Genomic DNA, 14,014 nt, shown 5'->3' with positions numbered 1-14,014 from the left:
ATGCACGTCAAACCACGTCATCACACCCTGGACGTGGACGGACTCGAGATCTTCTACCGCGAGACCGGCACCCCGGACCAGCCGTGCGTCCTACTGCTGCACGGTTTTCCGAGCTCGTCCCACACCTTCCGCAATGTGCTCGCTCCGCTGGGCGAGGTGAGCCGCGTCATCGCTCCCGATCTGCCCGGCTTCGGCTTCTCCTCCGCGCCCGACCCCGAGAAGTGGGAGTACACCTATGCCCATCAGGCCGACGCCATCGAAACTCTCCTGGACCGGATCGGCGTCGACAAGTTCTTCGTCTACCTGCACGACTACGGCGCTCCGGTGGGCTACCACCTCGCCACGCGGCATCCCGAACGGGTCCTGGGCCTGATCGTGCAGAACGGCAACGCCCACGAGGAGGGGCTCGGCCCGCAGTGGGACACCAGCCGCGACTTCTGGGCCGACCCGTCCGAGGAGAACCGCGCCCGCCTGCCCGAATGGCTGAATTTCGAAGGCACCCGCTACCAGTATCTGGAGGGCCTGCCCGACCGCGTCCTGCCCTACCAGTCACCCGAGCCCTGGCATCTGGACTGGGAGCGCATGACCCGCCCCGGCGTCATCGACGCCCACTTCCGGCTCTTCCAGGACTACGCCACCCACGTCGCCCGCTTCGACGAACTGGCCGACTACCACCGCACCTGGAAGCCGCCCTGTCTGGTGCTGTGGGGCCGCCACGACCCGTTCTTCGATCTCGCGGAGATCATGGGCTACGCCCGCACCGTCGACCAGCTCGAGATCCACGTCTTCGACGGCGGTCACCTGCTGCTGGAAACCCACGCCCCGGAATGCGCCGCGGCCATGCGTGAGTTCGTCGCGAACCTGAGCTGACCGATCAGGAATCGAGAAGCGCTGGCCGAGGGGCCGGACCTACCGTCGGAGGGAGAGCGGATCCAGGAAACGGAGGTTGGGATGTCGCAGAACAGGAAGCGTGGAGCCCTGTCGCTGTGGTGGCAGCGAACGATGAACGCCCGCACCACCACTCGGATCAGGCGTAAGGGCGGGCAGTTCTGGGGAATGGACATGCTCGTGCTGCACACCGTGGGCCGGCGCACCGGACAGGAGCGGGAGACGCCGCTGTCCTGGTTCGCCGACGGTGACGACTGGCTGATCGTGGCCTCGGGGGGCGGCAGCGGCTATCCGGACTGGTATCGGAATCTGGAGGCGCATCCGGATCGGACGGCGGTGGAGCTGCACGGGCAGCAGCCGGTGGCGGTGACGCCGACGACGCTCGGCGGGTCCGAGCGGGAGCAGGCGTGGAAGCAGATCATCACCGCGCAGCCGCGCTATCAGAAGTATCAGAGCAAGGCGCGTCGGGAGTATCCGGTGGTTCGGCTGGCGACGCACTGAAGTGCCGGGCGGCGATGCCGTCCAGCAGCAGGTCGACGCAGTCGGTGAGCAGGCGGTCCAGGTCCAGGTCGAAACCGGCCGCGGCGTCGGCGAAGCGCCGGGTGAGGGTCGGGTGCGCCCGCGGGCTCAGCATTTCGAGGGGATCGGTTGCGCCACTGTCGAATTGGACGCGTTCGGGGCGGTGGTCGCCGGTGTCCTCGCCGAGGTATCCGCGTTCCGCGCCCGGGAGCAGGGCCAGGCCCTGCACCAGACCGGAGACCGCGAGATAGATCGTGAGCATGGTGTCCCGGTCCAGCGCGGGATGGTCCAGCGCCGCGAAGGACCGCTCCAGGACATCGAGCAGCGCCGGGCCCAGGGGCGGGCGGGAGCGGGCCAGGACCGGCAGCATCCACGGATGTCGTTGGTAGAGCTGCCATTCCGTCCGCGCCTCCGCGCCCAGGCGGGCTCGCCAGTCGCCGGTGACCGCTGCCGGTTCATTGGCGGAGATGACGTACTCCGCCATATCGGCCAGCAGCGCGTCACGGTCGGGGAAGCGCCGGTACAGCCCGGCGGTGGCCACGCCGAGTTCGGTGGCCAGCCGCCGCATGGTGAGCCCGTCGAGGCCGGACCGATCCGCCAGGTCGACGGCGGCGCGGATGATGCCCACCGTGGTCAGGCGCTCCGGGCGGGCGGGCCGACGCGTCGGCGCGGGCTGTTTCCGGGCGCGGTAGGCGCGGGCCTGGCAGGCGCGCGAGCAGTAGCTGCGCTTGCGGCCCCGGCCGGGCTGGTCGATCGTCTCCCCGCACACCGTGCAGGGAGTTCCCGATTTCATCACACTCCCCAGTGTGACGAAATTGTCGTAAACGTGCTTTCAGGCTCCTACTTTGGCTGTCGGAACGGTGTTCACGAACAGGGAGGCAGTCATGGGTACGCAGTTGGTGGTTCGTCGCGCGGAGCTGTCGGAGGCCGCGGAGGTGGCCCGGGTGTTCACCCTCGCGGGAGCCGATGAGGTGGTGACGAACTGGGTGATGGAAGGCGATGACGAGATCGCCGAGCAGTACAAGGCGCAATACATCCCCGAGCTGATCGACAAGGCGCTGCGCGAGGACGAGATCTGGCTCGCGGGCACCGAATCGGAGATCTGGGCGGTGTCGCTGTGGCAGCAGGTGAGTTCGCTCGACCGCGCGACCGCCGAGGCCGCGCAGCTCCGCGAACTGGCCGAGCAGTTCCCGGACTCGCGCCCCTTCCGCCGGATGGCCACCGTCACGGCGGCCACCGCCGCACACCATCCGACCGAATTCCCGCACCGCTACCTGCACGTCATCGTGACACTGCCGGAGCATCGCGGGAAGGGCGCGGGCGCGGCCATCATCACCGATCGGATGAAAGCCGAACCGAGCCTGCCCGCCTACCTCGAGGCCAGCACCGAACGTTCGGCCCGCCTCTACGAACGCTGCGGTTTCGCGCACACCGGCACGCCCATCGCACTGCCCGACGGCGGCCCCACCCTGCGCCCCATGTGGTTCCGCGGCTGACCGGCAGGCCGGACACCGCGTCGGCGGGCGATGCCGAGTTCACGCTCGCCGCGAGTGAGTCCTACTACTGTTTGCGGAGGTGCGTCACCGATGGTGGCGCACACCGCCGACACCCCGGCTCCGAAAGGAGTTCCGCATGAGGAGCTGGATCCGGCGCTGGTGGCGGCGGTGGACAAGATTCACTCCAAGGCCATCGGGACCGAGCCGTACAGCGGGCAGCCCTACGACGCCAACGATCCGGCCTCGCAACTGTGGATTCATCTGACGGCCTGGCATTCGATTCTCTACGCCTACGAGAAGTACGGGCCGCTGTGGCTGAAGCTCGCCTTTCGCGTCATCCACCTGAATCGGCGCGCGGAACTGCTTTTACTGCAACTACTTTCACCCATGACCTTTCCGGTGGTGCGGCCGATTCTGCTCGAGGTGCCGCCGGTGACGCGCGAGGTCGTCTCGCCGCACGACGCCCGAGGGCGCTACGGCTTCGACAAACCCGCCGAGGCACACCTTTCGCTACGAGCGAAACAGCACAGCCGCGTCTTCGGTGAGGGCGCGGCGCCGAGCGACGTCGGATTGCTCGAATCCCAGGACATCCTGGGCTCTTTGGGCTGAGTGCACGATCGCGCAACCATAGGCGATGGTCCATCGGCAGGCAATAGTGTGGCGAATTGGCATATGCCACAAGAATCTTCGGGTGGCGAGAATGACGTCGGCGTGTAACCTACTGTCCAGTAGCCTGTTTCAGGCTAGCGTCCAGTAGGGCAGCTGGGCGACCCGGCACCGAGGCCGGGCACTCGGGTACGAATGTTTAAGAGGGACCGTTTTGGCGCAGTCGGCTGTACCGGTTATCCGGCGCGCGACCGAGCACGATATCGACGCGATTGTGAAGGTCGTCGCAGACGCTTTCGCGACGGACGATCCAATAGAGGAGTACGTTTTCCCGGACCCCGAGATCCGGCACCGCCGGTCCCGGGACATGCTGCGGATCATGATTCGCCACCGCTTCCTGCCGTCCGGCGGCGCGGCCGTGGCCGACCTCGACGGAAAGGTGGCCGGAGCCCTGCTCTGGTACCCCGCGGGCTACCGCAGAACCCTGTGGCGAGAAGCCATCTCGGGTCCACAACTGCTATGGGCCATGGGTCCGCGGGCCACCGTCCGCGGCCTGGCCATCGATGCCGCCAACGCCGAGGTCGCACCGCGGGAACCACACCATTTCCTCGTGTATCTCGGCACCGATCCCAGCCTGCAACGCACCGCGGGCGTGGGCCGGGCACTGGTCCGCTGGGTCCTCGCCCAGGGCAGTGCGCAGCAGGCTCCGGTCTGCGGAATCTGCAAGGACGCGAATGTCCCCTATTACGCGGCATTCGGTTTCGAAGTACAGCGCACGGTGCGCATCGGGCGGGACGGTCCGGAAATGAACTTCACCCTGGCTCAGCCGGTTCCGGTCGAATCGGTCTGACCTTCTTCTGCCTTCTCGGGGGGAACACCAGGTATTTCTGAGTTGCCGAGGAGTCGTCATGTCGGATATTGCCATTGTCGGCATCGGATGCCGTTACGCCGGCGGTATCGATTCCCCAGAATCGTTCTGGGACTTCATCATCAACAAGCGAGACGGCGTCGTCGACATTCCCGCGCAGCGGTGGGACTACCGCCGCTACTACGACCCCGACCGGCGCACGCCCGGTCGCATGTACACCAAACGCGCCGCGTTCCTGACCGGCGATCCGTGGGCCTTCGACCCGGACTTCTTCGGCATCTCGCCGCGCGAGGCCGCGGCCATGGATCCGCAGCAGCGACTCGTGCTCGAAGTCGCCTGGGAGGCACTGGATGACGCGGGATTCGCGGGCCGGGTGACGGGTGCGCCGATCGGCGTGTACGTGGGAGCGTTCACCCTGGATCAGCTCGCGGTGTCGACCACCAACGCGGCGCTGCCGTACGTGGACATGCACACCGCGGTGGGCGCGTCCTACACCATGCTGTCGAATCGAATCGCGTACGCGCTCAATATGGTCGGACCCGCCATGACGGTGGACACCGCCTGCTCGTCGTCGCTGGTCGCGCTGCATCTGGCCTGTCAGGCGCTCGACGCCGGGGACTGCACGGTCGCACTGGCGGGCGGGGTCACCATGCTCATGCAGCCGGAGCCGTTCGTCTCCATGTGCAAGGGCGGATTCCTCGCCGCGGACGGGCGGTCCAAGCCGTTCGACGCCTCCGCGGACGGGTACGGCCGGGGCGAGGGGTCGGGCATGGTCGTGCTCAAGAAGCTCGAGGACGCCGAGCGCGACGGGGATCGGGTCTACGCGGTCATCAAGGCGACCGGGTCCAATCAGGACGGGCGCACCACCGCGATCACCGTGCCGAACGCGGATCTGCAAGAGGCGCTTGCCAAGTCGGTGACCGAGCGGGCGGGAATCGGCGCGCACGAGGTCACCTATGTGGAGGCGCACGGCACCGGAACCCCGGTCGGCGATCCGCTGGAACTCCGCGCGATCGGGCGGGCCTACGGGCAGGTCGAGGGGCGCACCGCGCCGGTGGGCGTCGGATCGGTGAAGGCACAGCTCGGGCATACCGAGGCGGCGTCGGGCATTGCCGGGATCATCAAGTCGGCCCTTGCCATTTCGAAGCGCACCCTGGCTCCGCAGGGATGGCTGGAGACGCCCAATCCCGATATCCCGTTCGAGGAGCTGGGGATCCGGCTGCAGCTCGAGGCCGAGGAGATCGGGGCCGAGATCGAGCGAATCACCATCGCGGTCAACGGATTCGGATACGGGGGTACGAACGCGCACGCCATCCTGCAGGAGCACGTTCCCGCTGTCGGCTCACCCTTGGACCAGGGTGGGGTAGAAGGGGGGCTCCGCCCCCAGACCCCCGTGTGGGGGCAGAGCCCCCAAACCCCCATCCCCGGGCAGAGCCCCCAAGCCCCCATCCCCGGGCAGAGCACTCAGGCCGCGACTGGGTCGCGGGAGCCGAGGAATTTTGGTGTGCTGCCGCTTTCGGCGCGCAGTGAGAACGCGGCGCGGGAGATTGCGCGGGGGTATGCGGAGCTCATTGCGGCGGGGGCTGAGCCCGCGTGGCTGGCCGAGGGAGCGTGGACTCGGCGTCAGCATCATCAGTTCCGGACGGCGGTGACGTTCGCCGACGATGCCGAGCTGGTGGAGGCGCTGGTCGAATTCGCCGCTGGGAGCGGGCGGGGGGCGAGCAAGGTGGTGGCGCGGAAGGCGCCGGAGCCGGTGTTCGTGTTCACTGGGATGGGGCCGCAGTGGTGGGGTATGGGGCGGGAGCTGCTGCGGGGTGGGGGGACTTTCGCGGCGGAGGCCGAACGGATCGATGCGGTGTTCCGGGAGATCTCGGGGTGGTCGATCGTGGCGGAGCTGTTGCGGCCGGAGGAGGAGTCGCGGGTTACCTCGACGGCTGTCGCGCAGCCTGCCAACTTCCTGGTGCAGGTCGCGCTGTACGCCATGCTGGGCGAACTCGGGATTCGACCGGCGGCGGTGGTCGGGCACAGTGTGGGCGAGGTGTCGGCGGCGTATGTGACGGGGATGCTGTCGCTGCGGGACGCCCTCACCGTGAGCTACCATCGCGCCCGGTTGCAGGCGACCACCGCGGGGTCCGGCGGAATGCTGGCCGTGGGCCTGTCCCCCGCCGCCGCACTGGAATTGATCGACGGTGACGAACTGGTCGACATCGCCGCCATCAACAGCCCGAGCGCCGTCACCCTCGCCGGGGCGCAGGCGCGTCTCGACGAGATCGCCGAAACGCTCACCGCTGACGGCGTTTTCGCCAAACGGTTGTTCGTGGAGGTGCCGTATCACAGCTACCTCATGGAGCCGATCCTCGGCGAATTGCGCACGGCGCTGGCCGATCTGACGCTCGCCGAGCCGACCCTGCCGCTGTGGTCGACGGTCACCGGGCAGCGGGTCACCGCGGGTGACTGGAATGCCGAGTACTGGTGCGCCAATGTGCGGCAGCCGGTGCGGTTCGCCGACGCGCTCACCGATCTGGTCGGTGCGGGTCATCGGGTCTACCTGGAGGTGGGGCCGCATCCGGTGCTGGGCGCGAATATTCGCGAAATCCTCATCGGCGCAGGCGAATCCGGCACCAGTGTGGCCACCCTCAACCGCAAGCAGAACGACGCGGAGAGCCTGCGCCAGACCGTCGCCGGGCTGTACACGGCGGGTGCGCTCGATATCGACGCCCTGTTCGCGGATACCGTGACCCCGCATGTGGAGCTGCCGCGCTACCCGTGGCAGCGCACTCCGCTGCGCAATGCCAATCCGGTGTTCCAGCAGCGCAAGTACGGTAGCCCGGAGATCTACGCCATGCTCGGCGACCCGGATCTGGACAGCCCGTCGAACTCCTGGCGAATCCAGCTCAGCGTCGGAGCCATGCCGTGGCTGGCCGATCACGTGGTCGGCGGGGCGCGCATCCTGCCCGGAGCGGGCTACCTGGACGCCGCGCTGAGCGCGGTGGCGCTGCGCACCGAGTCGACGCGGGTAGCGGTGGAGGATGTCCGGTTCATCGCGCCGCTCATCATCGACGAGGGCAATGCGCCGCTGGCCGAACTCCAGGTCGAGGAGTCCACGGGCCGCTTCACCATCCGCTCGCGGAGTGTGGCCGACGCGCCCTGGACCACGCACGCCACCGGCCGGCTCATCGAGGGCAGCTTCGAATCCGGCAAGGTCGAGGTGCCCGACGTGGACGAGATGCATGTCATCGACCCGGCCGCCTTCTACGCCGGATTGGCCGCGCGCGGGCTCGAATACGGGCCGGCCTTCCAGCGCGCGACCGCCGTGCGCATCTCGGGTGCCACCGTGGTAGCCACCCTGGACGGCGGGATCGCCCAGGATTCCGGTCATCTCGCGCACCCCTGCGTCGTGGACGCCGCGCTGCAGAGCGTGGCGGCGCTGCTGGCCGGATCCGGGAGCGCGGACGACGGGGCCATGGTGCCCGTCGCGGTGGCCGGGGTGCGGGCGTTCGCGCCGATCCCGGAGCAGGTGACCGTGGTGGCACGGCTGTCCACCGATGGTGCGCCCACCGCCGATATCGATCTGCTCGACGCCGAACAGAATGTGGTGCTGCAGCTGATCGGCATGCGCTTCGGTTCCATCGCGCCGGGACGCGGTGCGCTGCAACGCATGACGGACATCTTCTACGAGGACCGCTGGGAGATGCGGGAACCGGTGGACCGCAGCGGCCTGCCCGCGACGGGCCCCGCCTACACGCTGGTCGTCGAATTCGGTTCGGCGGCAAGCGCTCGCGCCACCACCGTCGCGGCCACCACACCGCGCTCGGAGATCCTCGTCCTCGGCGATCCGCAGCGCACGGATCTGGAAGACGCTGTGCGCGAACGCCTCCGGGCCGCAGTGGCCGAGGAAGGTGTCGAGCGGCTGCATATCGCGCTCGTCGCCGGAACCGAATACGCGGATCTGGACAGCCTGTGGACGCTGCGCCGGCTGGCGGTGACCTTCGACGAATTCCTCGACGAATGGCTGGAGCGGCGCGGGGCCGAAATCCCCATGACCGGTGACGGATCGATGCACGTCAGCCTGATCACCGAGCACGCCTACGCCCATCCCGACGAGGATGCCGCGCCGAATCCGGCGCACGCCGCGCTGGCCGGCGCACGCCGGGTGCTGCTGAACGAGCAGCCGCGCCTGCGCTGGCGGCTGGTCGACGTCGAGGCCGACGTGGACGCCACCGATCTCGCCGCCGAACTGGCGGTTCCGGGCGCGTTCGCCTACGACAACTCCGACGAGGTGTTCCTGCGCAACGGCCTGCGCTGGGTGACCGTGGTCGAGGCCACCCTGCAGGGCCGGCTCGACGCGCTGGAACAGGCTGTGCCACTGGAGGATCCGGAGGCCAACTTCACCCTCGAACTGCCGAAGTCGCGGACGCTGTCCCGGCTGGGCTGGCGGCGCACCGCGCGGCGGGAGCCGGGCCCGAACGAGGTCGAGGTCCGGATGCGGGCGGTCGGGCTCAACTACAAGGATCCGCTCAAGGTCATCGGCGTGCTCGCCGAGGAGGAGATGGCCGGAACCTTCTTCGGCACCCTGCCGGGTATGGAGGGTGACGGCGTGGTGGTCCGGGTCGGCGCGGACGTGCACGATCTCGCCGCCGGCGACCACGTGACGCTCACCTCCAAGGGCATGATCAGCCGCTTCCACACCACCGATCGCGATCTGCTCATCAAGACGCCGGACGACTCGGAGGCCGGATTCTGCACCAGCGGAACGGCATTCTCCACCGCCGAGTACTCACTGCTGGAGCTGGCGCGGGTGCGTGCCGGGGATGTCGTGCTGGTGCACGGTGCGGCGGGCGGCGTGGGTTCGGCGGCCGTGCAGATCGCGAAACTGCGCGGGGCGAGCGTGATCGGCACCGCGAGCACCGATGAGCGGCGCGCCTACGTGCTGGAGCAGGGTGCGGATCACGTCCTCGATTCACGCTCGCTGAACTTCGCCGACGATGTGCTCGGGCTGACCGACGGGCGGGGCGCGGATGTGATCATCAGTACCGCGCCGGGTGAGATCCTGCGCCGGAACTTCAAGGCGGTGGCCGAGTTCGGGCGCATCGTGGAGATCGGCAAGGCCGATATCTACGGTGGCGGACTGCTCGATCTGCGGTACTTCGACAAGAACATCTCCTACCACTCCTTCGACCTGGACCGCATGCTGCGGCTGCGGCGGCGCGAGACCATCGAGCTCATCACCCGGGTGAACGCGGCGCTCGCCGCCGGTACCTACCGGCGGCTGCCGTTCGAGGTGTACGAGACCGATGACGTGGCACGGGCATTCGAGGATGTGGCGCGTTCGGCGCAGCTCGGCCGGATCGCGGTGAGCCTGGAATCGGCCGCACCGCTGGTGCGTCCGAGCACCCGTGCGGTGACGGTCGATCCCGCCGCGCAGTATGTGATCACCGGCGGTTTCGGCGCGTTCGGCCTGGCGGTCGGGCGCTGGCTGGTCGGTAAGGGCGCGCGCAGGCTCACCCTGCTCGGGCGCAGTGGTGCGAGCACCGACGAAGCACGGAATCTGCTGTCCGAGTGGGAAACCCAGGGTGTCACGGTCACCACCGAGCGGGTGGACGTCACCGATGCCGAGGCGATCACCGCGGTGATCGGGCGGGCGCACTCCCCCGAACATCCGCTGCGCGGGGTCTTCCACACCGCCGGCGTGGTGGACGACAAGCGCGTCTCGGTGATGGATCGGGACTCGCTCGCCTCGGTCTATCGGCCGAAGATCGAGGGCGTGCGGGCGCTGCGGCGCGGAATCGCCTCCGCCGGTGCGGAATTGGATATGTTCGTGCTGTTCTCCTCCGGTAGCGCGATCTTCGGCGGCGTCGGGCAGTACTCCTACACGGCCGCCAACCTCGCGTTGCAGGCCGTCGCGGATCAGGTGGCCCGCGACGGCGGCGAGGTCCTCGCCGTCGGGTGGGGTCATATGGCGGGCGGTATGGCCGCCGACGAGAACGTGGCACGGTACCTGCGCACCACGGGATTCGACTCCATCGATATGGATGAGGGCACCGAGTTCCTGGAGCAGGCGCTGACCCTGGACATCCACCATCAGGCGGCCATCATTCCCATCGATTGGAAGCAGGTCGCGGCCTCCGTGCCGTTCTTCACGCAGACCGGGCGGGTGCAGGAGCGCATCGCCGCCGCGGCCGAGGATGATTCGGCTGCTTCGCATCTCGTGGTCGCCCTGCGCGAACTCGAGGAGGCGCAGCGCAATGACGTGGTCGCGCATATGCTCGCCGAGCAGTTGGCGGCGGTCATGGGCGTGGACGCCGAGTCGATCGATCTGACCGTGCCGGTGACCGACCTCGGCCTCGATTCGCTCATGGCGGTGGAATTCGGTGCGCTGGTGGGCAAATCGCTCGGGGTCGATCTGTCCGCGCTGCGGCTCGGACGGTCGTTCACGCTCGCCCAGGCCGGCGCCCGAGCCGCCGAATTCCTGATCGGCGCTCCCGCCGCAGAGGTGACCGCGTGAGCGAGTCGGCGCGGGATCTGGCGCGGAAACTGCTCTCCGGCAGCGGAAATGGAGTGAAGCCGCCGGTACCCGCGACGCGGGGGGCCGGGGCCGCTGCCGCGCCGCCTCCGTCCGCCGCACGTGCCGGGCACACGCGCCCGGCACGCGGCCCGGGGCGGCAGTTCGCCGACCATCCGGAGGTGGCCTCGACGGTGGCAAAGCAGGCGGCCATCGCGGCCATCAGTGCGCAGTCCGGGTTGGCCAATCCGCTGTTCCTGCCGCGAAACAGCCCCAATGACACGGTGATTCGCGCGTTGGACAGTGAGCTGGTGAACTTCAGCGCCTACAACTATCTGGGGCTGTCGAGTCATCCCCGGGTGGTGCGCGCCGCCAAGGACGCGCTCGATCAGTACGGCGCCTCGGCGTCGGCGAGCCGGATCGTATCGGGTGAGATCCCGCTGTACGGGGAGATCGAGCAGCGGCTGGCCGGGATCTACGGGGTCGGCGATGCCATGGTCACCACCAGCGGATACCTCACCAATGCGGGGGTGATCGGGTTCCTGCTGCGGGAGGGCGATGTGGCGTTCTGCGACTCGCTCATCCACGGCAGCGTGGTGTCGGGGACGCAGTGGGCCGGATGCCGGCGGATCAACTTCCGGCACAACGATCCGGAGTCGCTGCGGTCGGTGCTGCGCATGTCGCGGTCGGGATTCGACCGCGCCATGGTGGTGCTGGAAGGGCACTACAGCATGGACGGGACCGTGGGCCGGGTGGCCGAATTAGCGGCCATCGCACGGGAATTCGACTGCGCGGTCATGGTCGACGAGGCGCATTCGTTCGGGGTGTTCGGGGCGCGCGGGCACGGGATCCGCGAGCACTACGACATGGCCGGCACGGATGTGGACATCTGGATGGGCACGCTGTCCAAGGCGCTGGGCAGTGTCGGCGGATTCATCGCCGCCGACGCCGATCTGATCGCCGCCATGAAGGCCAGTGCGCCGGGCGTCGCCATGCTCACCGGCGCTCCGGCGCCGTCCGCCATCGGGGCGGCGCTGGCCGGGCTGGATGTGCTGGAGGCCGAGCCCGAGCGGGTCTCGCGGCTGTGGGACAACGCGCGGCTGTTCGATACCGCGCTGCGGGATCGCGACCTGGATCTCGGTGAGTCCCACGGGACTCCGATCGTTCCGGTGATCGTGCCGGGTGAGATCCGGGCCGGGTTCGTCTCCGGCACGCTGCTGCGGCGCGGAGTGTATGCCGGGGCCATTTCGGCCCCGGCGGTTCCGGTGGGCAAGGAACGGTTGCGATTCTTCATCACCTCCGAACACACCGGGGCGCAACTGGTCTCAGCCGCCGACCTGCTGGCCGAAACCATAGAGCTGGCCGGGAACCTGCCCACTTCGGCCGTACCCGCCTGACCGCTGCACCACCTCGGTGAGCTGCCGTTGCCGCTGGGTGATCCAGCGCTTCGGCGGCCCACCCTGGTGGATCAGGGCGGTGCGGGCGCGGCGGCGGGACCGTCGCGTCACCAGGGTGTTCAGCTCCTCGATCGGGGCGACACCCTGGGCCGCGACAACTTTCGCCTGCTCCAGGAACCAGCCGCGCTCACTGCGCAGTACCCGGAGGTAGACGGCCAGGAACACGGCGATGTAGATGATCATCTTGCCGCCCATGCCGAACCATTCCGCACCCTGCGGCGTCGGGGAGTCCCACGCGAAATGCATGGCGGCGCCGAGCAGATAGCAGGCGGCGAAGACCGCGAACCGGCGGCCCGCGGACCAATCCCTGCGGGCGAGGGCCAGCACGATGCCGATACCCGCGAGGGCGGTGAACATCCAGTGCGAGGTGACGCCGACCGCGAAGCGCAGCAGCGCGGTGACGATGGTCGAGCCGGGGCCGCCCTGCGCGGAGGAGAGCGGGGCGTTGGCGTTGTACGTAATGTCTTCCACCACTTGGAATCCCAGGCCGGTGCAGCCGCCGAGCAGCAGACCGTGCATGGCGCGGGTCAGCAGTGGGCGGGCCAGCCAGGCGACGGTGAAGACGCCCAGGCCCTTGATGCCCTCCTCCACGATGGAGGCGGAGATGGGGGCCGCCCAGTTGGTGGCGAAGGCGTCGCCCGCGAGGTTCTGGATGGCGCGCATATTGTCGTCGTTGGCGAAGATGGCGATGCCGGGGCCGGCCAGTGCGCCCCACAGGAATCCGAGCACCAGGGGCGTCCGGATCGTGGTGCGGGCGCGCAGGCGGTCCAGGTAGATCAGCAGGCCGCCGTAGACGACCAGGGTCAGCAGGGTGACCGGCATGCCGACCAGCACGTCGGGCAGGGTGAGCGACAGGGTGCTCGCCAGCTGCGCGAGCAGGGCGATGCCGCCGCCGATCAGGAGCAGCCAGTAGACCCAGAACAGCAGGGAGCCGCCGCGGAAGCCGGTCACGAGGCGACCTCCAGGGATTCCAGGATGGGGGCGAGCTGTTCGAAGGTGGCGCGCTCGCCGCCCAGTGCGAGGGTCACCACCAGGTTCTGGTTGCCCACGATGGCGCAGACGCCGGGGTCGCTGGCGCCGCGGCAGGTGAAGCCGTGGAAGCCGTGGGGGTTGGCGACCTGGCCGCCGTCGAATTCGGCTTCGAAGCCTTGGACGTCGAGGACTTGCAGGCGCCATTCCGCGGCTTCGGTGAGGTTGTCGACACCGTTGGCCACGGTGACGATGAGGACGGTGTCTTCGGGGCTCTGGAGGACGGCGGTGGAGGGGTCGCCGGTGGGGCGCTGCTGCCAGCCGCCTACTCCTGCGAAGGAGACGGTATCCGGGGATTCGCCTGCGGCTTCGACCTCGATTCTGGTGGTGGGGGGGATCAGGGTTTCGCGGGGTGGCACCTGGCTGGCTATCAGGGCTGGGATGCCGATGATCGCCGCCGCGATGGTCAGGACCAGCGCCGCCTGCTTGCCGTCGTGCCTGGTCCGAGGCGGGGCGGTCATGAGGGTGCTCCCTTCGTTGCCGAGGTTCGGCCGTGGCTCGATCTTCTGCGACGGGTGGGATGAATACCAGCGACACACCGGCTTATTCGGTGGGCGGGGCATGAATTCACCTGGATGAGGTGAAGGGAAAAGAAGTTTGAGGCTGGGTGCGGCTGGCGCCGCACCCAGCCTCGGTGTGGGCGCCCGGC

10 protein-coding genes are annotated in these 14,014 nt (G+C 68.7%); 7 read left to right on the top strand and 3 right to left on the bottom strand.

The genetic code is table 11. From position 1 onward, the window contains the following. Complete coding sequence (locus JK358_RS28000; protein ID WP_201953236.1) at nt 1-870, top strand: alpha/beta fold hydrolase; 870 nt, start codon at nt 1-3, stop codon at nt 868-870. Between the two features lie 81 nt (nt 871-951). Beyond that, nucleotides 952-1,389, top strand: a complete 438-nt coding sequence (locus JK358_RS27995; protein ID WP_201953234.1) for a nitroreductase family deazaflavin-dependent oxidoreductase — start codon at nt 952-954, stop codon at nt 1,387-1,389. Here JK358_RS27995 and JK358_RS27990 read toward each other — a convergent pair. Further along, nucleotides 1,310-2,200 carry a TetR/AcrR family transcriptional regulator gene (locus JK358_RS27990; protein ID WP_201953231.1) on the bottom strand — a complete coding sequence of 297 codons (891 nt, stop codon included), beginning with the start codon at nt 2,198-2,200 and terminating at the stop codon, nt 1,310-1,312. The genes JK358_RS27995 and JK358_RS27990 overlap by 80 nt on opposite strands. A gap of 91 nt (nt 2,201-2,291) precedes the next feature. Between JK358_RS27990 and JK358_RS27985 the strand changes: the two genes are divergently transcribed. The 5 genes from JK358_RS27985 to JK358_RS27965 all read left to right on the top strand — a co-directional run bounded on the left by JK358_RS27985 (nt 2,292) and on the right by JK358_RS27965 (nt 12,276). Next, nucleotides 2,292-2,903 carry a GNAT family N-acetyltransferase gene (locus JK358_RS27985; protein ID WP_201953228.1) on the top strand — a complete coding sequence of 204 codons (612 nt, stop codon included), beginning with the start codon at nt 2,292-2,294 and terminating at the stop codon, nt 2,901-2,903. 90 nt (nt 2,904-2,993) lie between these two features. Beyond that, the gene (locus JK358_RS39480; protein WP_232852017.1) at nt 2,994-3,512 is read left to right on the top strand and encodes an oxygenase MpaB family protein; all 519 of its coding nucleotides are present in this window, start codon (nt 2,994-2,996) and stop codon (nt 3,510-3,512) included. A gap of 376 nt (nt 3,513-3,888) precedes the next feature. After that, a complete protein-coding gene (locus JK358_RS27975; RefSeq protein WP_232852016.1) occupies nt 3,889-4,359 on the top strand; it encodes a GNAT family N-acetyltransferase in 471 nt (156 codons plus the stop codon). Between the two features lie 58 nt (nt 4,360-4,417). Next, a complete protein-coding gene (locus JK358_RS27970) occupies nt 4,418-10,882 on the top strand; it encodes a type I polyketide synthase (protein ID WP_201953225.1) in 6,465 nt (2,154 codons plus the stop codon). Further along, on the top strand, nt 10,879-12,276 hold the full coding sequence (locus JK358_RS27965) for an aminotransferase class I/II-fold pyridoxal phosphate-dependent enzyme (protein WP_201953221.1): 1,398 nt from the start codon (nt 10,879-10,881) through the stop codon (nt 12,274-12,276). Before JK358_RS27970 ends, JK358_RS27965 begins: the two co-directional genes overlap by 4 nt. Here the strand turns inward: JK358_RS27965 and JK358_RS27960 are convergent. After that, entirely contained in the window at nt 12,205-13,287 is a 1,083-nt protein-coding gene (locus JK358_RS27960) for a PrsW family intramembrane metalloprotease (RefSeq protein ID WP_201953218.1), read from the bottom strand. The genes JK358_RS27965 and JK358_RS27960 overlap by 72 nt on opposite strands. Beyond that, nucleotides 13,284-13,826: a hypothetical protein gene (locus tag JK358_RS27955; RefSeq protein ID WP_201953216.1), complete on the bottom strand. Its 543-nt coding sequence runs from the start codon at nt 13,824-13,826 to the stop codon at nt 13,284-13,286. Before JK358_RS27955 ends, JK358_RS27960 begins: the two co-directional genes overlap by 4 nt. Between the last annotated feature and the right edge of the window lie 188 nt (nt 13,827-14,014).

Origin of the sequence: Nocardia acididurans, assembly GCF_016741815.1 — a bacterium.
Taxonomy (GTDB): domain Bacteria; phylum Actinomycetota; class Actinomycetes; order Mycobacteriales; family Mycobacteriaceae; genus Nocardia; species Nocardia acididurans.
This window is presented reverse-complemented; position numbering and strand designations above follow the sequence as displayed.